Source organism: Nocardia sp. bgisy118 (assembly GCF_057708605.1).
On sequence record NZ_JBYISM010000043.1, the window covers coordinates 26,765 to 46,213 of the forward strand.

A 19,449-nucleotide genomic window follows, 5' to 3' on the forward strand; every position below is an offset into this window, starting at 1 on the left:
AGGTGCGCGATGGTGGAGATCGAGGTCACGGGAACGACGGTGACGGTCCGGGTGCAGGGCGGGCACAAACTGCTGGCACTGCGCGACCAGCTCACCTTCGACCTGCGCGACGTCATCGAAGTCGCCCCGGCGGAGGTCGACCTGCGGCCGCCGTGGGTGCGGGCGCCGGGCACCTTCTTCCCCGGCGTGATCGCGGCGGGCACCTTCCGGGGCAAGGGCCGCAAGGAGTTCTGGGACACCCGCTTCGACGGCAGCGGCGTGCGCGTCGAGCTCAGGGGCTCCGAGTTCACCCGGCTCGTCATCGATGTCGCCGAACCCGCCCACACCCTCCGCGCGCTGCGCACCGCCGCCCTGGCGGCCTGACGTTCCCCTCTCCCCCGCCGGTTCCCGAGGCCGGGAACCGGCGGGGTCGAATCTGTCCGCCTCTAGTCTGAGAGGGACAGAAAAGGAACCTTCGATGCCGACACCTCCGACAACGCAGTTCGTGGATCGTCGCTTCGTCGGCCTGGTCGCCGAATTCGACCGGCTCTTCCGTAGTCCGAGCGACGGCGGTGGCGCGCTGACGGTCTACCTGCACGGCGAGCCGGTGGTCGACGTCTGGGCCGGGTTCGCGCGACCGGGTCTGCCGTGGCAGCACGACACCCTGGCCGTGGCGTACTCCACCGGCAAGGGCGTCGCCGCCACGCTGCTGCATCGTCTCGCCGAACGCGGACTGCTCGACTACGACCACGCCGTCGCCGAGTACTGGCCCGAATTCGCCGCGGCGGGCAAGGAACACATCACCGTGCGCGCGCTGCTGAGTCACCGCGCAGGCCTGCACCGGCTGCGCAATCTGCTGCCCGGCCCGCCGGAGCGCTTCTTCGACGACGCCGCGGTCACCGCGGCGCTCGCCGCCGCCACGCCCGATCCCCGGCACCGCACGACCAGCGGTTATCACGGCATCAGCTTCGGTCACCTGGTCGCCGAGCTGGTCCAGCGTGTCGCGGGTGCGGATTTCACCGACCTGCTGCGCACCGAGATCGCCGAACCGCTCGGCGCCGAGGAACTGTGGTTCCGCGTACCGGAATCCGAGCGGACGCGCATCGCCGTCAACTTCCCGAAACTGACGGTCGCCGGGATGAGCTGGGAGCTCGGCGCGCGGATCATGGGGCGCAGCCGCCGCCTCGCCGCCGCCGTGGACACGACGCCGAGCGGTTTCGCCGAGCTGATGGAGGATCCGCGGCTGCACGATTCGGTGATGCCGGGCGTGAACGGGGTCTTCTCGGCGCGGGCGCTGGCCAGGCTGTACGGCGCGCTGGCGATCGGCGGCAGCCTCGACGGCTACCGGCTGCTCGGCGCGGAGACCATCGATCAGATGCGGGAGCGTCAAGTCTTCACGCCCGACTACGTGCTCGCCTTCCGCATCCCGTGGGGTCTCGGTTTCCACGGCGTGCCGATGATGCCCTCCAAAGCCGCGCCGATCTCGGCGTTCGGCCATTTCGGGCTCGGCGGTTCGGGTGCCTTCGCGGACCCGTCCACCGGAATGTCGCTCGGGTTCGTCACCAACCGGCTCGGCGGCAAGCTCACCCCGCTCGGCGACGCACGCCTGGCCCGGCTCGGCGCACTGGCCCACAATCTCGCGAAGAAAGCTAACTGAGCGCGCCTCGGCTGCCCGATACCGTGCGAAGTCGTGGGACGTATCCGCCCGTGATGGCAGCATGAGCCCATGGATCTGATCGGGCTGGAGCGGGTCGAATCGGCCGCGGCGCTGCTGGCGCCGGTGATCCGGCGCACGCCGGTGGTGGCCTCGCGGGTGCTGTCCGAGCGTGCGGGCGCGGATGTCTGGCTGAAATGCGAGAACCTCCAGCGGACAGGCTCGTTCAAGCCGCGGGGCGCCTACAACCGGATCGCGAACCTGCCGTCGGCGGACCGGGCCCGCGGTGTCGTCGCGGCCAGTGCGGGCAATCACGCGCAGGGCGTCGCTTGGGCGGCCGCCACACTCGGCATCGAGAGCACGGTGTTCATGCCGATCGGCGCTTCGCTGCCGAAACTGGCCGCCACCAAGGCCTATGGCGCGCAGGTGCGGCAGGTCGGCGAGACCATCGACGAATCACTGGACGCCGCACTGGATTTCGCTGCGCGGACCGGGGCGACGCTGATCCATCCTTTCGACCACCCGGATATCGTGGCCGGACAGGCGACGGTGGGACTGGAGATTCTGGAGCAACTCCCGCGGGTGGGCACGGTGCTCGTGCCGACCGGCGGCGGCGGACTGCTCGCCGGGATCACGATAGCCCTGCACCGGCTGGCGCCGGAGGTGCGGGTGATCGGCGTGCAGGCGGCCGAGGCCGCGGCATGGCCGGATTCGCTGGCGGCGGGCAAACCGGTACGGGCGGAGCGGATGTCGACCATGGCCGACGGCATCGCGGTGGGCCTGCCGGGTGAGGTGCCGTTCGCGCACGTCGCCGCGTACGCGCCGCGCATCGTCACCGTCGACGAGGAGTCGCTGTCCGAGGCGCTGCTGCTCTGCCTGGAACGTGCGAAGCTGATCGTGGAACCGGCGGGCGCGGCCGCCGTCGCCGCGCTGATGAGTTACGCCCCAACCGAACTCGACCTGCGCGGACCGGTCTGCGCGGTGCTCTCCGGCGGCAACATCGATCCGCTGCTGCTGACCCGGATCGTCAACCACGGTCTGAGCGCCGCCGGCCGCTATCTCGCGCTGCGCGTGACGATCTCGGATCGCCCCGGCGGACTCTCCCGGCTGCTCACCGTGATCGGCGAAACAGGCGCGAGCGTGGTCGACGTGGTGCACTCCCGCACCGGTACCTGGCTCGCCGTCGACGAAGTCGAAGTCGCGCTCACCCTCGAGACCCGCGGCCCGGCCCACCGCAACGCCGTCCTCGGCGCCCTCACCGACGCGGGTTACACAGTGCGCGTTCAGGACTGACCCGCCCGGTCGCAGAGCGTTCGCACACTCCGCAGCGGGGGTAGGCGCTGCGAAGCGTCGGCGAGTACTGCGAGGTCAGTGGGCGCCGCCGAGTTCGAGGGCCAGGACGCCGAGGATGACGAGGGCGATGCCGCCGATTTGGGTGAGGGTGAGTCGTTCGTTCAGGAAGAGGACGCCGATGACGGCGATGGCGGCGACGCCGACCGCGGACCAGATGCCGTAGGCGACGCCGATGGGCATGCCACGCTTCAGCGCCTGGGAGAGGAAGAAGAACGCCGCGCCGTACCCGATGACGACCACGATGGAGGGGACGAGCTTGGTGAATCCCTCGGAGAACTTCAGGGAGACGGTCGCGGTCACCTCGGACGCGATCGCCAGGGCGAGCAACAGCAAGGTCATGGCGGCAGCCTAGTGATTCGGCGGACAATGGGGAGATCCGTCGTCCGAGGGATGTGATGACCTGTGGTGGAAGCGTTCCGGATCGGTCTCATCGTGTTCGTCGCCGTGCTGCTGACGGCGGGTTTCGGGGTATTGCTGCCGCTGCGCGCGCGTACCAGGCGGGCTGCTGGTCAGAAGTTCGATCAGTGGGCGACGCGGCACGGGTGGCGGTTCGCGCACTCTCCGCACGAGTCGTGGACGGCGCGGCTGCCCGGCCACGATCCCGAAGGGCTCGGCGTGACGCTCACCGGTGAGCTCGGCGGGCGCCAGGTCACGGTCGCCGACTACTGCTTCCAGACCAACGCCTGGACCGGCGAGATCGTCTCCACCACCACCCACCGGTACGTCGTGGTGGCGATGCTGCTGGAACGCCCCTATCCTCCGGTCGCCGTCGTCGATGTCGCGGCGCTCTCCCAGCCCGGAAGCGCGCTGTTCTGCGACGCGCCCATCACGACCGGCCACCGCGAATTCGACGATCGCTTCCGGGTGATGGCCGTCGACGCGAACTATGCTCGCCTGCTCGTCGGCCCCCCGGTCATCGCCGCCCACCTCGCGGGCGTCATTCCCCGCTGGAGCCTCGCGGGGCACGAGCTGCTCACCTACCGAACCGGTTGGCTCGAGGATCCCGACGCGATCTCCGACCTGGCCGCTCCCTTGCTGCACCTCGCCTCCCTGATCGAGAGCCGAGCCTGCTGAGCGACAGCGCAGCCGCACGACGCGCCGGATGGACGACCAACTGTGGGCACGAACTGCTCACCTACCGAACCGGTCGGCTCGACGATCTCGACGCGATTCCCGATCTAGCCGCTCCCCTGCCGCACCTCGCTTCCCTGATCGAGAGCCGAGCCCACTGAGCGACGGCGCGGCCGCCGGCACGCCAGGTGGATCTCCGAGTGCGGGGCACGAACTACTCACCTACCAAGCCGGTCGGCTCCGCGGTCCCGATGCGATTCCCGGTCTGGCCGCTCAGCTGCTGCGCCTCGTCTCGCTGATCGCGAGCCGGGCCCGGCGAGACTGCGCCTTTCCGGACGCACGGCACGCCAGGTTGACCCCAGATTGCGGGGCCCGCACGATCGATCCGCGCCGTCGAGCGACCAGTCGGTCGCGGGCTTCGCACGATCGGGGCGATCAGCCGGGCCTCCGTTCAGTTCAGCCAGGTGCGGACAGCTGCGGCCGTACGGTGCCCACCGTGGATCTCTGATATGAACGTTCGGTGGTGGGAGAGGAATGGTTCGGGCAGCAGTGCTTCGGTGTGCGCTGCGAATGGGGTGAGGCGGGGGCGGTCGCGCTGGCGCCGAGGAGTGCGTGTGTGGTGGTCGTCGACGTGCTGTCGTTCACCACGTCGGTCAGCGTCGCGGTCGACGCGGGCACTCGGGTCTATCCGTTTCGCCGGCGCGACGAGCGCGCGGCGGCCTTCGCCGCAGCCCATGACGCGGTGCTCGCCGTCGGCCGCCGCGCAGTCACCGAGCAGCGGCCGTGGTCACTATCGCCCACGGCGCTGCGCCTCGCCCCACCGGTGCCGCGACTGGTCCTCCCTTCTCCCAACGGTTCGGCCATTTCCGCCGCCGTCACCGGGATTCCAGTGCTCGCCGCATCGCTGCGCAACGCGTCCGCGGTCGCCCGATGGATCCGCCGACAGGGTTGGGGCACAGTGGATCAGCCGGTCGCCGTGATAGCCGCAGGTGAACGGTGGCCTGGACGCGGCACGTTGCGACCGAGCATCGAAGACCTACTGGGGGCCGGAGCCGTCATCTCCGCGTTGGAGGCCGCAGGCGCGGGACCGCTGTCACCCGAATCGGCCATCGCCAGAGCAGCTTTCGAAGCCACCAGTGATATCGCCGCCGCCCTGGCGGAGTGCTCGTCCGGTCGCGAACTCCGCGATGGAGGCTTCGCCGAAGACGTCACCATCGCCGGTGAGGTGGACGCCGGCGAAGCCGTTCCGCTCCGCGTCGACGGCGCATTCGCCCCCGCCGACTGAACCGCTCCGACACGAAACCTTCGAGGCTGGCAGACAACGTACTGGCGGCATGATCACACGGGCGTCGTCGCCGAACACGACCTCTTCGTGAGAACACTCCGCGTGTCGTGCAGGTGGCGGGAACCCGCCGACCGCGCGCCTCGTCCAACTCCGAGACAGAACAATCCCCATCGAGAGGAGTCCCCGTGGCGACCATCGCCGGGCACGAGTCGCGCTCCGACCGCCCACCACCCCGTTACCCTGGGCTCATGGGTATCCAGGACGCCGACGTGAGCCTCGCGGAGTTCGAGGTACTGGAGCGTGCATCGTCGGAGGAGGTGTCGGTCGAACTGATCAACGGAAGGATCTACGCGGTACCCGTTCCCGACGGCGAGCACGACGAGTTCGCCGCGACGATTCGCAACCAGATCGTCGGTTCGACCGGACTCGAGTTCTTTCACGAGCGTGGCCTGCGCATCCCCGCGTACCGCGAGGGCCGCGCCCGAGTCGACGGAGCGGTTGCGCCATGCGGCTATTTCCGTGCCGAGCCGCCATGGGCGGATGCGTCCGGTGTCGTGCTGATCCTCGCGATCACGTCCGGCCGCGATCGCGATGCCGAGGTCGACCGTGTCGAGAAGCGCGATGCCTACGCACAGGCGGCGATTCCGGTGTACCTCTTGGTCGACCGCCATCACGGCGAGGTAACTGTCTTCTTGGCACCCGAACGGGGCCAGTACACCCAACAGGCCGTCGCCAAATTCGGTGCGCCGCTACACCTTCCGGCCCCGTTCGATTTCGAGCTCGACACAGCCGATTTCCTCTGAACAGCGATGGCGGCGGCCCGCTCAGGATGCCCGCCGCTATCGCGGACCGGCGGCCGGTCGGCCGCGTGCCGATCGACCGCCGGTCGCAAGCTCAGTTCAGCCAGGTGCGGGCTGTCGCCGCCGACGCGCGAATCTCGTCGAGCTGCACGGCGACCTGGGTGCCCGCCGTGCCGCCGCGGGCGTTGCGGGAGGCGATGGAGCCCTGGACCGTGAGGACCTCGCGGACCTGGGGGGTGAGCGCCGGGTCGATGGCGGCGAATTCCTCGTCGGTGAGTTCGTCGAGACCGACGCCGCGGCTTTCCGCGGCGCGGACGCAGGCGCCCGCCGCCTCGTGCGCGACGCGGAACGGAACACCCTGGCGCACCAGCCATTCCGCGATGTCGGTGGCGAGGGTGAAACCGGCGGGGGCGAGTTCGGCCATCCGGTCGGTGTGGAAGGTGAGGGTGGAGACCAGGCCCGCGATGGCGGGCAGCAGCAGCTCGAGCTGGGCCACCGAATCGAACAGCGGCTCCTTGTCCTCTTGCAGGTCGCGGTTGTAGGCCAGCGGCTGGGCCTTCAAGGTGGCGAGCAGACCCGTGAGGTTGCCGATCAGGCGCCCCGCCTTACCGCGGGTGAGCTCGGAGACGTCCGGGTTCTTCTTCTGCGGCATGATCGACGAGCCGGTCGACCACGCGTCGGCGAGCGTGATGTAGCCGAATTCCGGTGTGCTCCAGATGATCACCTCTTCGGCCATGCGGCTCAGGTCGACGCCGATCATGGCGAGCACGAAGGCGGCCTCTGCGGCGAAATCGCGCGCGGAGGTGGCGTCGATCGAATTGGCCGCGGCCGCAGCGAAATCCAGCTCGGCGGCGATCGCCTCGGGGTCGAGGCCGAGCGAGGAACCGGCCAGCGCGCCGGACCCGTACGGCGACACCGCGGCCCGGCGATCGAAGTCGCGGAGCCGGTCGATGTCGCGCAGCAGCGGATGCGCGTGCGCGAGCAGGTGGTGCGCGAGCAGCACCGGTTGCGCGGCCTGCAAGTGGGTCTTGCCCGGCATCACCGCGTCCGGGTGGGCGGCGGCCTGCGCGACGAGCGCGTCGACCACGTCGAGCACGCCCGCCGCGATCCGGCGCACGCCGTCGCGCAGCCACATCCGGAACAGCGTCGCCACCTGGTCGTTGCGCGAGCGCCCCGCGCGCAGCCGCCCGCCGAGTTCGGCGCCGACGCGCTCGATCAGCCCGCGTTCGAGCGCGCCGTGCACGTCCTCGTCGGATTCCGCGGGGCCGAAGGCGCCGGACGCGACGTCGGCGGCCAGCTGGTCGAGCCCGGTCAGCATCCCGGCGAGGTCGGTCTCCGACAGCAGTCCCGCCTTGTGCAGCACCCGGGCGTGCGCCTTGGACGCGCGGATGTCGTAGGGAGCCAGCGCCCAGTCGAAGTGGGTCGACTTGCTCAGCGCCGCCATCGCCTCCGCCGGTCCGGACGCGAAACGTCCGCCCCAGAGGGCCCCGGTGTTCGTGCTGCCGCCCTGTGTCATGGTGTGCTGCCGCCCTCTGTCATCGGTGTGCCGTCTCCTCGGTCGAAAGTGCGTGGGTGTGCTCGCGAGCCGCGCTTGCCGACAGGACGCGCGGCAGGTTCCGCCGATGACTACCGTAACCACGGCCGGCGGCGCGATAGGTACGGGCACACGCCGAATCCCGGATCGGTGCGGGCACCGACCCGGGACCGGGCCCGATTCCTACTTCTGGTTCAGGTCGCGCCGCGCGGCGACCTTCGACGACAGGCCGTGGATCTGCACGAAGCCCTTGGCCAGCGACTGGTCGAAGGTGTCGCCCTCGTCGTAGGTCGCCAGGTTGAAGTCGTAGAGCGACTGCTCGGAGCGGCGGCCGTTGACCACGGCGGAGCCGCCGTGCAGGACCATCCGGATCTCGCCGGAGACGTGCTGCTGGGTGTCCTGCACGAAGGCATCCAGCGCGCGCTTGAGCGGGGAGAACCAGAGGCCGTCGTAGGCCAGCTCGCCCCAGCGCTGCTCCACCTGGCGCTTGTAGCGGCCCAGCTCGCGCTCGATGGTGACGTTCTCCAGCGCCTGGTGCGCGGTGATCAGCGCGAGGGCGCCGGGCGCCTCGTAGATCTCGCGGCTCTTGATGCCGACGAGGCGGTCCTCGACCATGTCCAGGCGGCCGACGCCCTGGCGGCCCGCACGGTGGTTCAGCTCGACGATCGCCTCGAGCACGCTCACCGGGCGGCCGTCGATGGCCACCGGAACACCCTTGTCGAAGGTGACGATCAGTTCGTCCGGCGCCTCGAAGTTGACGGTCGGGTCCGCGGTGTAGTCGTAGACATCCTTGGTCGGCGCGTTCCACAGGTCCTCGAGGAAGCCGGTCTCGACGGCGCGGCCCCACACGTTCTGGTCGATGGAGAACGGCGACTTCTTGGTGACGTTGATCGGGAGGCTGTTCTCCTCGGCGAAGGCGATGGCCTTCTCGCGGGTCCACGCGTAGTCGCGGACCGGGGCGATCACGTTCAGGTCGGGGGCGAGCGCGCCGATGCCGACCTCGAAACGCACCTGGTCGTTGCCCTTGCCGGTGCAACCGTGCGCGACGGTGGTGGCGCCGTGGAACTTGGCCGCCTCCACCAGGTGCTTGACGATCAGCGGCCGGCTGATGGCGGAAACGAGCGGGTACTGACCCATGTACAGGGCGTTGGCCTGGATGGTGGGCAGGCAGTACTCGTCGGCGAACTCGTCGCGGGCGTCGACCACGATCGCCTCGACGGCGCCACAGTCCAGCGCGCGCTGACGCACCACGTTCATGTCCTCGCCGCCCTGGCCCAGGTCGATGGCGACGGCCACGACCTCGGCGCCGGTCTCCTTGCCGATCCAGCTGATCGCGACGGAGGTGTCAAGCCCACCGGAATAGGCGAGTACGACGCGCTCGGACATGTCTGTGTGCTCCTCGGTTTCGTGCGGATGTGTCTCGGGCCGCCGCGTTCGGCGGCCCCGGCCGGTCGCGCCGGCGCGCAGGTCAGGCGACCCGCGCCCGTCTGCAAATGATTATGCACGACGATGCAATCCCATTCAGAATCGGGGTCCCCTGGTCGGATCCCGCGGCAGGGCGTGGCGGGTGCGCATCCGGCTGGGCCGCCGCCCGAATCCCACAGACCACCTCGGTGCGCGTGCGCCACACTGAAAAACGGTACTCAGCCGACCCGGCGTGTGCCTATCGTGCCGCTCGGCGGGGTGTTCGCCAGCGGTGCGACGCGGCAGGCACGCTCTCCATACGTGGTTGCCGTTCGTCGGGATGGGATCGGTACCACTGGACGTAGCGGTTGGTCAGCGGGGTGGCTGTCAGGCCGTGGGCGTAGACGGACACGCCGATGGTGGTGACGGCGGCGAGCAGCAGCGTCTGCTCGTTCAGCAGGTCCGCTTCTTGGATCAGCAGCACGCCGAAGACGATGGTGGCCAAGCCGCGCGGGCCGAACCACCCGACGAACAGCGTCGTCTGCCGCCGCGCTCCGGTTCCGAGCAGGGACAGCGCCACCGGCAGCATGCGTACGACGGTCAGACTCAGTACCGCGTACAGCGCGAGCCGCCAGGTCAGCTGGTCCAGGACGGGGCCGAGGATCGCGGCGCCGAAGACGAGGAAGGTGACGGCGTCGAGAAATTCGCCGCTTTGATCGACCAGATCGGTGACCGGCCCGCCGACGTCGCCGCGGAGCGTGCCGAAGAGCAGGCCGCCGACGAATGCGGCGATGAACATGCTGCCGTGCAGAGTGACGGCGATGCCTGCGCTCAGCAGCGCGGTGGCGACGGTGAGGATCTGCAACCAGTACGGCTCGATCCAGCCGCGTTTCGAGCCGATCCGCAGTGTGTACGCACCGAGCACTCCCGCGACGACGCCACCGGCGATCCCGTAGCCGATCTCCTCGAGGATCATCTGGACCGCGCCGTGCGCGGTGAGCGCGCCCTCTTCTGCCTGAGCCAATCCGAGGGCGATGAAGAACAGTGGCACGCACAGTCCGTCGTTGAGCCCGCTCTCGACATTGAGTCCCTGCCGGATCCGGGACGGTAGTCGCTCGTCGGTCACCACGGCTTGCCCGAGTGCCGCGTCGGTGCACGCGACCATGACCGCGAGCACGAGCGCTTCGGCAACGCCTACGCCCGGCAGCACCGCGAACCCGGTGAGTGTGCCCGCGGCGATGGTCAGCGGCAGGCCGACCGCCAGCAATCGCATCGGCACGGTGTGCTCGCCGCGCAGCCGGGGCAGCGAGATCCGGGACGCGTCGGAGAACAGCACCAGCGTCAAGGTGACCTCGACGAGCAGCTTCAGCGTCGAGGAACCGACGTCGAGCTCGATGAGTCCGAAGACGGGTCCTGCGATCAGTCCGGCGGTGGTGAAGAAGATGGCGGGTGTGATGAAGACGGAGAGTCTGCGGGAGGCCATCGCGAAGGCGAGCAGCAAGACCGCGATGGTCGAGAGGTCCACGGAATCCACGCGACCTCCTTCGTGTGTGCAGCGGTTGCCGATTCGTGAGCTTGTCGCCACGGTATGGCTCGACGAGGGTCTCCGGCCTCTGCTCGGAGTCTGACCTCCGCGGCGGCGCAATTCCTCATCCGGCAAGGGTGAGAGCGCAGGTGATCATTCGCGCTTTCGCCGGGCGCCTCGCCCGCTGCGGGTGATGTGCCCGCCACACGATCGAGGGAGGGTCGCGGGCAGAGCCGTCGGACGGAGGGAAGGAGTCGGTGCATGGCAGCGCACCGGAAAGATGTCGCGCACGCCTCGGGACACCGCGAGACCCCGGTCTCGGCCGCCGACCCTCTCCCAAGCTGGCGTGACGGTGACGTCAAACAGGCCATCCTGGATTTCGTCGGCCGGGTGACGGGCGGGCCCGACGCGGTACCGCCCGAGGACCGGATCGCGGTCTTCGACAACGACGGCACGCTGTGGTGCGAGAAGCCGATGCCCATCCAGCTCGATTTCATCCTGCGCCGCTTGGTCGCCATGGCCGATCAGGACCCGGCATTGCGCACGCGTCAGCCGTGGCAGGCGGCCTACACACAGAACTACGACTGGCTGGGCGGCGTGATCACCAGGCACTATCACGGCGATGACAGCGAGGTGGGCGTACTCGCTTCCGGTGTGCTTGCCGCGTTCAGCGGTGTGACAGTGGAGGAGTTCGAATCCCTGGCCGATCGGTTCCTGCGTACGGCCCGGCACCCCACCCTCGGCCGCGCTTACCTGGCATGCGGCTATGCACCGATGATCGAGCTGCTCGGCTTCTTGGCGGCCAAGGGGTTCGCCAACTACATCGCCTCGGGCGGGGGCCGCGACTTCATGCGACCGATCAGCCGGGAGGTCTACGGCATTCCCCGCGAGCGTGTCATCGGCAGCAGCGTCTCGTTGGCCTGGGAAGCCGGCGCGGTCGTCCGCAAAGCCGAGCTGGATGTCCTGGACGATGGCCCGCAGAAGCCGGTGCGGATCTGGAGCCGGATCGGTCGGCGCCCGCTGCTGGCGGCTGGGAACACCAACGGGGACATCCCGATGCTGCAATTCACCGGTCAGCCGGACCGGCCGTCGCTACGGATGCTGGTGGGCCACGACGACCCCGACCGCGAGTTCGACTATGTGGCGGGAGCCGAACAGGCACTCGAGCTGGCCGACGCGAACGGCTGGCCTGTAGTCAGTATCAGAGACGACTGGGCGACGGTGTTCTGAAGAGTCGCACAGGAAGTCGCCTCGGTCTCGATACCGGAGGGTGGCGTCGACCGGACACCGGATGCGCCGTCTCGGTGAGGCCCGCGCCTATCACCCGTCGCGGGTGAGGCGATCGAATTCGCGACTCCCTAGGTTCTGAGCCGGGGGGCTACCTATGAGGAGAACACCATGGCGAATCCCTTCCGCGGTGTGATCAACCTCGACATCCGCGACTCGATCCCGGATTGGGGCCCCTACGAACAGCCCAAGGCCCCACCCGGTTCACCGAACGTGCTGTACATCGTGCTCGATGACGTGGGTTTCGGCGCGATGGGCTGTTACGGCGGACCGATCGAGACACCGAACATCGACCGGATCGCCGCGAAGGGGCTGCGCTACAGCCAGTGGCACACCACCGCGCTGTGCTCACCGACCCGCTCCTGCCTGCTCACCGGCCGCAACCACACCACCAACGGCATGGCTTGCATCAGCGAGGCCGCGGTCGGCTTCCCCGGCGGCAATGGCCATATCCCGCCGGAGTGCGCCACCCTCGCCGAGATCCTCGTCGAGCGGGGCTTCAGCACGGCAATGGTCGGCAAGTGGCATCTGACCGCCGAGGACGAGATGAACTTGGCGTCCACCAAACAAAACTGGCCGGTCGGCCGCGGTTTCGAGCGCTTCTACGGCTTCCTCGGCGCGGAGACCAACCAGTGGTATCCGGACCTGGTGCACGACAATCACCCCGCCGAGCAGCCTGCCACGCCCGAGCAGGGCTACCACTTCAGCGTCGACATCACCGATCGGGCCATCCAATACATCGATGACGTCAAGGCGATCGCCCCCGAGCGTCCCGTCTTCCTCTACTACGCGCCGGGCTGCGCGCACGCCCCGCACCACGTCCCACGCGAATGGATCGAGCGCTACCGCGGCCGGTTCGACGCGGGCTACGAGGTGATGCGCGAGCAGACCCTGGCAAAGCAGAAGGAGATGGGGCTGGTCCCACAGAACACCGAGCTGCCGCCGCTCAACCCGATCGGCACCCCAGAGACCCGCAGCGGACCCGACGGTCAGCCGTTCCCGCCGCTGGACTACACCCGCCCCTGGAACAGCCTCTCCGGCGACGAGAAGCGCCTGTTCACCCGTATGGCCGAGGTGTACGCGGGCTTCCTCTCCCACTGCGATGACCAGATCGGCCGCCTGCTCGCCTACCTGGAGAGCACCGAGCAGCTGGACAACACCATCATCGTCGTGGTCTCCGACAACGGGGCCAGCGGCGAGGGCGGCCCGGACGGCTCGGTCAACGAGAACAAGATGGCCAACAGCATCCCGGACGACCTCACGGAGAACTTGGCCAAACTGGACGATCTGGGCAGCCCCAAGACCTACAACCACTACCCGAACGGGTGGGCGATGGCCTTCAACACCCCGTTCAAGATGTGGAAGCGATACTCGTTCAACGGTGGTACCTGCGACCCGTGCCTCATCTCCTGGCCCGCTGGGATCAAGGCGCATGGCGAGACCCGCGACCAATACCACCACGCCGTCGACCTGGTGCCGACCTTGCTGGACTGCCTCGGTGTGGATCTCCCGGAAACGGTGAAGGGCCACACCCAGACGCCGATTCAAGGGGTGAGCATGCGCTACAGCTTCGACGCGGCCACCATCCCGACCGCCAAACACACCCAGTTCTATTCGATGCTCGGCGGCCGAGGCATCTGGCACGACGGCTGGAAAGCGGTCACCACCCACCCGACCCTCAGCGGGTGGAGCCACTTCCCCGATGACACCTGGGAGCTCTATCACACCGACCGGGACCGCGCCGAGCTGCACGACCTCGCCGCCGAGGAACCCGGCAAGCTCGCCGAACTCATCGGCCTGTGGTTCTACGAGGCGGGCGCCAACCAGGCGTTCCCGCTCGACGACCGCTCCGGCGTCGAGATCCTCACCACCCAGCGCCCCCAGCTCGCGCCGCCGCGCAACCGCTACGTCTACCGTCCCGGTGGCGCCGAGGTACCCGAGTCGGTCGCGGTCAACATCCGCAACCGCTCGTACTCGATCGGCGCGCTCGTCGACCTGCCCGGCCCCGGTGCGGCCGGGGTGCTGTTCTCTCACGGTGGCCGGTTCGGCGGACATGCCATGTACGTCAAGGACAACCGGCTGCATTACGTCTACAACTTCCTCGGCAGCAATGAGCAGCGGATCAGCGCCGGCGAGGACCTGCCGACCGGTGAGAACCTCATCCTCGCCGCCTCCTTCGACAAGGAGAGCGAGGATCCGCCCGGCACCGCGCAGGGCACCGTCAGCCTCTACTACGGCGACCGCAAGGTCGGCTCGGGTCGGATCAGGACCCAGCCCGGCAAGTTCAGCATCGCGGGGGAGGGCCTCCAAGCGGGCCGTGACAGCGCGTCGGCCGTCACCGACGACTACCCCGGAACCTTCCCCTGGGCGTTCACCGGCGGCACCCTGCACCGAGTGGCCGTCGATGTCAGCGGCGAACCGTACGTCGACCTCGAACGCGAGGCCGTCGCCATGCTCTCACGCGAGTAACAGCGGGAGACCGGCGCCTGTCCAGGTCATCCCGACCCGCCGCTTGCGCGCCGGGCCCGCCCAGCTGGTGTTCGCTGCCGCCGGGCGGGCCTGAGCCCGGCGGCGCCGGGCATCGACCGCGGACCGCCGTTCGCGCGAAGTCCTACTCACCCATTCCATGGGTCGATTACCGGCACGCCCATCGGGCCGAAGTCCTTGACGTTTCGCGTGACAACCGTCATGCCGTGTTCGCTGGCCGTCGCGGCAATCATGGCGTCGCGTTCGGGGCGAGGGTCCGGCACGTGCAGCCGCGCGGCGCGGCGGGCGGTTGCCAGGTCCAGGTCGAGAATCCGGCCCGTGAATGCGTCGAGCACCTTGTCCTCCAGCCACATTCGCAGACGCTTTCCCTGGGTCGAGTCACGTCGTTCGACCCGGCCGATGCCGACCTCGATTTCCATCACGGTGATGACGCTCAAATACAGCTCCGATGGCCTTCGCCCCGCGACCCAGGCCCGAACCGACCGATCCGCCAGCTGCGACGATTTCCGCAGCTCACTGAGGACGTTCGTGTCGAGCAGGAACGTCACAGCGTCGGCGCCTTCAGCTCGATACGCAGCGGAGCCGGATCGAAGTCGATATCGTCGTCCTCCATGCTCAACCGTGTCACCAGGTCCTGACTGTCTGCCCGCAACCTCCGATACTCCTCGATCGAGAGCAGCACGAAGGCATCTTCGCCGCGGTCGGTGATCATGACAGGACCATGGGACGCAGCGCGCTTGGCCGCACTGACGTCGCGGTTGAACTCACGCGCACTCATCGTGGTCATCGACACCATCCCCTAGGTAGGTACATACCTACATTAGGGGATATCCCTTCGATACGCCAGATCGTCATCCGCATGACAGCGCTACCCGATCGAGCGGAGCGGAACGCGACACCCAGGTAGCGCTGTGACTATTCCGAACGCAGCGCGCCGGGAGATCAGCGGGGCGGGTGGTCGCCCGCGCGGACTTCTTCGACGGTGCGGCCGATCATCTCGTGCACCGTCGCCGTCATGCGTTCGCGGGTGGTGGGTTTGGCGATGACCATGCGCGAGCCGAAAGTGACGTAGCGGCCGTCGCCTTCGAAGTCCGTGATCTGGAAGTCTTTGCGGCCCTTGATGTGCCGGTTGTCGGCGCTGCCCCACGGGTAGACGCCGACGTGGACTGTCGCGCGGACGGGGCGGGCGAAGAAATTCTCGAACTCCTCACGCGGCGTCGGCCGCCACGCGTCGCGCACCGCAGGAAGCGGACCCTCCAGTTCTTCGATCGGGATCGTCATCGGTTCGCGCTGTCCCGCAGGGTATTCCGGCAGCACATCGACGACCGCGCGGGCCACCCGGGCGGCGGGCAAGAAGGTCAGTGTCACGTCGCCGTGCCCGTCGCCGCTGTGTTCCTGCACGGCCAGCGCGCCGTGCTCGTCGTGCACGCCGGCGTGGGCTCGCAGCTCACGGTCCCGCCGGACGCCGAGGTACCCCGCCAGCTCGATGCGTGCTTCAGGCGCGAACAGCACGTGCACCGCCCGCACCAGGTCGTCGTCGAGCTGCGGCCGCACCGCCAGCGCGGCCGCCTGCCGCAACCGCAGGCTGTCCGAGCGGTATTGGGTGGTGAAATGGTGGCGCAACGGATAAGGCAGCACGTCGCGGCCCGTGGATTCCCACAGCGTCCGGAATTCGAGCGCGGTGAACCGCCACCGCCGCACGGTATTCATGATCTCGCCCCATTCCGACGCGTCGTCCATGACTGTGCGGCCTGTCGAAAAACGCTCGTGCACAGGCGAACAGCGATTCGTCTCACTCCCCGATCACCGGGGGCACCACCTTGGGCAGATCCTTCAGCCCGGTCAGTTCCTCACCGTGTTCCCTGCTGATCAGGTAGTCGGGTATGCCCTTGCTCGACTCCTCCTCGGATCGCCCGCCGCGCGCGCCGGGAGCTCCGAGACCGCCCAAACCACTCATCGCCGCGCGAGTCGCTGGACTCGCCGCCGAGGCCGGAGCGCCGGTGGTGGCCGTGACCGGCACCCCGCGGATGGAGCTACCGGGCGAGGGCACACCGGGCGTCCCGCCCGGACCTGGCGGACCCGGGGTTCCCGGGCCCGGCCCGGGGCGATCGGGCAAGCCGGTCGGGTTCGTCGTGGGCGTGGACGCCGGAGTGGTCGACGCCGGATTCGTGGACGCCGGATCGGTCGAGGTCGGATCGGTTCCGCTCGGGATCGTCTGATTCGAGTCCGGGTCCTCGGTGGGGGTGTCCGGTTCGGGTTCCGGTTGCGTGCCGCCCGGGCCGGGGCCACCGGGTCCTGGACCAGGGCCGCCTGGGCCGGGACCGGGACCGGTTAGCGGCGGTTTATCACCGGGTTGCACCGGGTTGTACGGCTGCGGAAGCACCGGCACATTCGTATCGGATTCCCGGACGACCGGAGCGAAGACCGTTGTCAGCACTCGCAGCGCCTCGGCCTTCGCGGTGTCCTGCGCTTCGGAGTTGCTGCGCCAGCCGCGACCGGCGATCCACGAACGCGCGTTGTCGGTGAAGGACCGGTCGTCGGGCGGGTACGGGACCAGCAGCCTTGTCGGCTCCAATCCCGTTTTGAGTTCGGCGAGTTTGTTGCTGGTGAGTGCCGCCGCGTTCGGCAGTTGCGCACCATGGGTGGCGTAGTCGCGCACACCCGCGACGGCGGCGTCGCTCGACGCGCCGCGCCACACCCCCTCCTCGGTCAAACGGGTGATAGCGCCGGTGAACGTCTCGAGCGATTCGCGCGCACGCTCGCCGACCGCCTGCCACGCGGTGATCAGGTTGCCGACCGCCGTCAGATCGATCGCGTCGGCCTTCGTGCGCAGAGTGGCGACATCATGGTCCTCGAACTCGTCCTCTTCCAGCACTTCCCGCGGATGGAAAGCGCCATCGAAACCGACATCGTCGGCTTTGCCTCGGACATCATCGCGCTGCCGGTTGAATCGCCCCTGAATATCTCCCGGACTGATGCCCGGTTTCCGCTCTTCCCCCGCGATCCAATCGGTCAGGCTTTCCAGCATGGCGGAGCCCATATCCCCTGCGCTCCAACTGAACATGCCGCCGTTCATGCCCGTCACGATCTACTCCCCCACGGAATCGATGATCGCGGTGATCGCCGCTGAATTCGTGTAGTCCTGGTTGTTGAGACGCGCGATGGAGATTGCCATGATGTCGCGCATGTCCTGCACTACTTCGATGTCTTTCGTGATGATGACATCTATCGAGTTGGGAGTGCCTATCGCCTGCTTACGGAACTTCCCGGCCAGCACGTCCGCCATATCGAAATCGCCGAAGCCAGATACGTTCTCACATCGGGTGGCAAGAATTCGGAGCTGATCGAGGTCGTCGAGGCGACGTTTACAGGCAGCTATCACTTGACGTGCCGCTGCCTCGTCGTCGAGGTACAACTCCCCCGCCCGGGCCTGCTCAGCGAACGACCGCCACAGCGCCACATTTTGCTCACTCATCCCTGCCCCCTCCCTGATCAGGCCGGAAGAACCGGAACGATCAATTCACCGACTCTATACAGCACCGTGCACGGATCCTCCCGGTCATCGAGTGAAGCCCTGTTACCGATCTGCAACTGCAGGACTCCCCCCTGCGACGCAGGGAACAGGACGCTACAGTCCAGATCCTTCGAAGCCCCTTCGACCTTGAACTGCCGCCCCTTGCGTCCCGCAACCGTGACGTCCCGGAAATCGACATTGCCTGGCTTCTTCTCGAACTCCGCCACGGTGCGCCACGTCGAATACACCGTGATCGCATACTTTTTCCCGATCCACCCGCAGATCTCCCACCCGTGCTGATGCACCCCCGCGATCCCGCTCTCCTCCGTCGCCGGATCAACCCCAGCCGACCGCAACACATCATCGGGAATCCCGGTGCACGGGTTGAACAACGGCGCCTCCGCGGCGCTGGTACTGGTCGACGGCGACCCCTCGGTCGTCCCACCGCAAGCTGCGACAACAGATACGACCGCCGCTGCCAGAACGCTCCCCACGATCCTGCGCGCCATACCCTCCCCTTCGATCGCCGACACCCGACTCTAGCAGCCGACCAGCCCCCAACCCCGGTGGGATGAACCTCGCCTCCGCGTATTCTGCCGCGAGTCGGATACTCCGGACCGCTGTCGGCGTTGGATCAAGCGCGCACCGCAGAACTCGGGATCAGCGCGCTGGCACACGAGGATCGCCGCGCGAGCGACGATCGGTTTCGCCGAGTTCACGACGCCGAATCCGCAACGGCCGACCCGAAACACGCCAGGTGGTGACACGAGGTCCTGACTGTTCGCCCGCCATTTCGGTGACCGCGTGCACGCTGACGGCCACCTGCCAGTTGCCGACCGGCTGGTCGCTACGGTTGTTCCAATACATCGAATGGAATGGTCGCCTCGACCGGGTCGTCGAGGAGCAATACACGTCGGTGGACCGCGTGGGCAGCGTAGCGGCGACCGGACCAGTCGAGACGGTATTCCTCGATCTCTTCGATGCGTTCTTCCTTCTGGTCCAGCCGGACGATCAGATACCGAGGAATGCCTGCGGTTGCGTATTGAATTCGCTTGTCGTTGATATCGGCATCAATGGTCGATTCGGAGGTGACCTCGACCACCAGCAGGATGTGCTCACGCACGGTGTCGACATCGTAGGGTTCGCAGTCCCGGATCCAGATATCGGGGTAGCGGATGTTCAACCGCCGATCCGCTGTTGCGGATTCCGCGTCGGCGAATCGTGCGGCAACGTCGGAGTCCACCACCATGCATGGCCCGCCGTCACGCCGGGCTGCTTCTAGCATCCCTGCCAGTCGCCGGACCACGCGGCTGTGCGCCGGGCTCTGAGCCACCAGCCGGACCACGCGCCCGTCGACGATCTCGATGTCACTGAGCTCGGCGGTCGCCCCTTCGGCGAACTCCTCGGCCGTCACGCGCAGCTCGTCGGGAGCGCTCATACCGGACATCATTACAGTTCGAACCGGGCTCGACCACGGACCCGGCTTTCGTGGTGGTCCCGCCTGTGCTGATTGGCATCCGGCCTCCCCGGTGCTGCGCTATCCGAGCTGTCTCGGT

19 protein-coding genes are annotated in these 19,449 nt (G+C 68.2%); 8 read left to right on the forward strand and 11 right to left on the reverse strand.

The features are described 5' to 3' along the window. The first annotated feature begins 9 nt into the window (after positions 1–9). From AC3EO7_RS35435 to ilvA, 3 genes are all read left to right on the forward strand, one after another. Positions 10–363 carry a hypothetical protein gene (locus AC3EO7_RS35435; RefSeq protein ID WP_431970793.1) on the forward strand — a complete coding sequence of 118 codons (354 nt, stop codon included), beginning with the start codon at positions 10–12 and terminating at the stop codon, positions 361–363. A 94-nt stretch (positions 364–457) separates the two neighbouring features. Beyond that, complete coding sequence (locus AC3EO7_RS35440; RefSeq protein WP_431970792.1) at positions 458–1,636, forward strand: serine hydrolase domain-containing protein; 1,179 nt, start codon at positions 458–460, stop codon at positions 1,634–1,636. Between the two features lie 69 nt (positions 1,637–1,705). After that, complete coding sequence (gene ilvA, locus AC3EO7_RS35445) at positions 1,706–2,926, forward strand: threonine ammonia-lyase (RefSeq protein ID WP_435593582.1); 1,221 nt, start codon at positions 1,706–1,708, stop codon at positions 2,924–2,926. A 75-nt stretch (positions 2,927–3,001) separates the two neighbouring features. On the opposite strand, the gene AC3EO7_RS35450 is transcribed toward ilvA, so the two are convergent. Then, on the reverse strand, positions 3,002–3,325 hold the full coding sequence (locus AC3EO7_RS35450) for a DMT family transporter (protein ID WP_431970790.1): 324 nt from the start codon (positions 3,323–3,325) through the stop codon (positions 3,002–3,004). Positions 3,326–3,388: 63 nt separating this feature from the next. On the opposite strand from AC3EO7_RS35450, the gene AC3EO7_RS35455 reads away from it, so the two are divergent. From AC3EO7_RS35455 to AC3EO7_RS35465, 3 genes are all read left to right on the forward strand, one after another. Further along, positions 3,389–4,060 carry a hypothetical protein gene (locus tag AC3EO7_RS35455; RefSeq protein WP_435593583.1) on the forward strand — a complete coding sequence of 224 codons (672 nt, stop codon included), beginning with the start codon at positions 3,389–3,391 and terminating at the stop codon, positions 4,058–4,060. Positions 4,061–4,580: 520 nt separating this feature from the next. Further along, the gene (locus AC3EO7_RS35460; RefSeq protein WP_435593584.1) at positions 4,581–5,342 is read left to right on the forward strand and encodes a 2-phosphosulfolactate phosphatase; all 762 of its coding nucleotides are present in this window, start codon (positions 4,581–4,583) and stop codon (positions 5,340–5,342) included. 248 nt (positions 5,343–5,590) lie between these two features. Further along, positions 5,591–6,145, forward strand: coding sequence for a Uma2 family endonuclease (locus AC3EO7_RS35465; protein ID WP_435593585.1), 555 nt, complete (start codon positions 5,591–5,593; stop codon positions 6,143–6,145). Between the two features lie 91 nt (positions 6,146–6,236). On the opposite strand, the gene argH is transcribed toward AC3EO7_RS35465, so the two are convergent. The 3 genes from argH to AC3EO7_RS35480 form a co-directional block, all read right to left on the reverse strand. Beyond that, positions 6,237–7,658, reverse strand: a complete 1,422-nt coding sequence (argH, locus tag AC3EO7_RS35470; protein ID WP_431970786.1) for an argininosuccinate lyase — start codon at positions 7,656–7,658, stop codon at positions 6,237–6,239. A 201-nt stretch (positions 7,659–7,859) separates the two neighbouring features. After that, positions 7,860–9,062 carry an argininosuccinate synthase gene (locus AC3EO7_RS35475; RefSeq protein WP_431970785.1) on the reverse strand — a complete coding sequence of 401 codons (1,203 nt, stop codon included), beginning with the start codon at positions 9,060–9,062 and terminating at the stop codon, positions 7,860–7,862. 277 nt (positions 9,063–9,339) lie between these two features. Beyond that, complete coding sequence (locus AC3EO7_RS35480; RefSeq protein WP_431970784.1) at positions 9,340–10,614, reverse strand: cation:proton antiporter; 1,275 nt, start codon at positions 10,612–10,614, stop codon at positions 9,340–9,342. Positions 10,615–10,866: 252 nt separating this feature from the next. On the opposite strand from AC3EO7_RS35480, the gene AC3EO7_RS35485 reads away from it, so the two are divergent. Both AC3EO7_RS35485 and AC3EO7_RS35490 read left to right on the forward strand, forming a co-directional pair. Beyond that, positions 10,867–11,835 (forward strand): HAD family hydrolase, encoded by a 969-nt coding sequence (locus tag AC3EO7_RS35485; protein WP_435593586.1) that lies wholly within the window; start codon positions 10,867–10,869, stop codon positions 11,833–11,835. A 168-nt stretch (positions 11,836–12,003) separates the two neighbouring features. Beyond that, on the forward strand, positions 12,004–14,361 hold the full coding sequence (locus AC3EO7_RS35490; protein ID WP_435593587.1) for an arylsulfatase: 2,358 nt from the start codon (positions 12,004–12,006) through the stop codon (positions 14,359–14,361). Positions 14,362–14,507: 146 nt separating this feature from the next. Here AC3EO7_RS35490 and AC3EO7_RS35495 read toward each other — a convergent pair whose 3' ends face one another. From AC3EO7_RS35495 to AC3EO7_RS35525, 7 genes are all read right to left on the reverse strand, one after another. Next, positions 14,508–14,927: a type II toxin-antitoxin system VapC family toxin gene (locus tag AC3EO7_RS35495; RefSeq protein ID WP_435593588.1), complete on the reverse strand. Its 420-nt coding sequence runs from the start codon at positions 14,925–14,927 to the stop codon at positions 14,508–14,510. Beyond that, entirely contained in the window at positions 14,924–15,166 is a 243-nt protein-coding gene (locus AC3EO7_RS35500) for a type II toxin-antitoxin system prevent-host-death family antitoxin (protein WP_435593598.1), read from the reverse strand. Before AC3EO7_RS35500 ends, AC3EO7_RS35495 begins: the two co-directional genes overlap by 4 nt. Before the next feature lie 155 nt (positions 15,167–15,321). After that, positions 15,322–16,119: an ESX secretion-associated protein EspG gene (locus tag AC3EO7_RS35505; protein WP_435593589.1), complete on the reverse strand. Its 798-nt coding sequence runs from the start codon at positions 16,117–16,119 to the stop codon at positions 15,322–15,324. 52 nt (positions 16,120–16,171) lie between these two features. Next, on the reverse strand, positions 16,172–17,464 hold the full coding sequence (locus AC3EO7_RS35510; protein WP_435593590.1) for a hypothetical protein: 1,293 nt from the start codon (positions 17,462–17,464) through the stop codon (positions 16,172–16,174). A gap of 3 nt (positions 17,465–17,467) precedes the next feature. Next, positions 17,468–17,854 (reverse strand): hypothetical protein, encoded by a 387-nt coding sequence (locus AC3EO7_RS35515; RefSeq protein WP_435593591.1) that lies wholly within the window; start codon positions 17,852–17,854, stop codon positions 17,468–17,470. A 17-nt stretch (positions 17,855–17,871) separates the two neighbouring features. Further along, positions 17,872–18,402: a DUF3558 domain-containing protein gene (locus AC3EO7_RS35520; protein ID WP_435593592.1), complete on the reverse strand. Its 531-nt coding sequence runs from the start codon at positions 18,400–18,402 to the stop codon at positions 17,872–17,874. 338 nt (positions 18,403–18,740) lie between these two features. Continuing rightward, on the reverse strand, positions 18,741–19,331 hold the full coding sequence (locus tag AC3EO7_RS35525; RefSeq protein ID WP_435593593.1) for a Uma2 family endonuclease: 591 nt from the start codon (positions 19,329–19,331) through the stop codon (positions 18,741–18,743). Positions 19,332–19,449 lie beyond the last annotated feature (118 nt).

Excerpts from the sequence above, each read along its gene's own strand:
- AC3EO7_RS35435 (WP_431970793.1), top strand. The coding sequence starts at position 10 with ATGGTGGAGATCGAGGTCACGGGAACGACGGTGACGGTCCGGGTGCAG.
- argH (WP_431970786.1), bottom strand. The coding sequence starts at position 7,658 with ATGACACAGGGCGGCAGCACGAACACCGGGGCCCTCTGGGGCGGACGT.
- AC3EO7_RS35520 (WP_435593592.1), bottom strand. The coding sequence starts at position 18,402 with ATGGCGCGCAGGATCGTGGGGAGCGTTCTGGCAGCGGCGGTCGTATCT.
- AC3EO7_RS35440 (WP_431970792.1), top strand. The coding sequence starts at position 458 with ATGCCGACACCTCCGACAACGCAGTTCGTGGATCGTCGCTTCGTCGGC.
- AC3EO7_RS35515 (WP_435593591.1), bottom strand. The coding sequence starts at position 17,854 with ATGAGTGAGCAAAATGTGGCGCTGTGGCGGTCGTTCGCTGAGCAGGCC.
- AC3EO7_RS35500 (WP_435593598.1), bottom strand. The coding sequence starts at position 15,166 with ATGACCACGATGAGTGCGCGTGAGTTCAACCGCGACGTCAGTGCGGCC.
- AC3EO7_RS35490 (WP_435593587.1), top strand. The coding sequence starts at position 12,004 with ATGGCGAATCCCTTCCGCGGTGTGATCAACCTCGACATCCGCGACTCG.
- AC3EO7_RS35485 (WP_435593586.1), top strand. The coding sequence starts at position 10,867 with ATGGCAGCGCACCGGAAAGATGTCGCGCACGCCTCGGGACACCGCGAG.
- AC3EO7_RS35465 (WP_435593585.1), top strand. The coding sequence starts at position 5,591 with ATGGGTATCCAGGACGCCGACGTGAGCCTCGCGGAGTTCGAGGTACTG.
- ilvA (WP_435593582.1), top strand. The coding sequence starts at position 1,706 with ATGGATCTGATCGGGCTGGAGCGGGTCGAATCGGCCGCGGCGCTGCTG.
- AC3EO7_RS35505 (WP_435593589.1), bottom strand. The coding sequence starts at position 16,119 with ATGGACGACGCGTCGGAATGGGGCGAGATCATGAATACCGTGCGGCGG.
- AC3EO7_RS35525 (WP_435593593.1), bottom strand. The coding sequence starts at position 19,331 with ATGAGCGCTCCCGACGAGCTGCGCGTGACGGCCGAGGAGTTCGCCGAA.
- AC3EO7_RS35475 (WP_431970785.1), bottom strand. The coding sequence starts at position 9,062 with ATGTCCGAGCGCGTCGTACTCGCCTATTCCGGTGGGCTTGACACCTCC.
- AC3EO7_RS35450 (WP_431970790.1), bottom strand. The coding sequence starts at position 3,325 with ATGACCTTGCTGTTGCTCGCCCTGGCGATCGCGTCCGAGGTGACCGCG.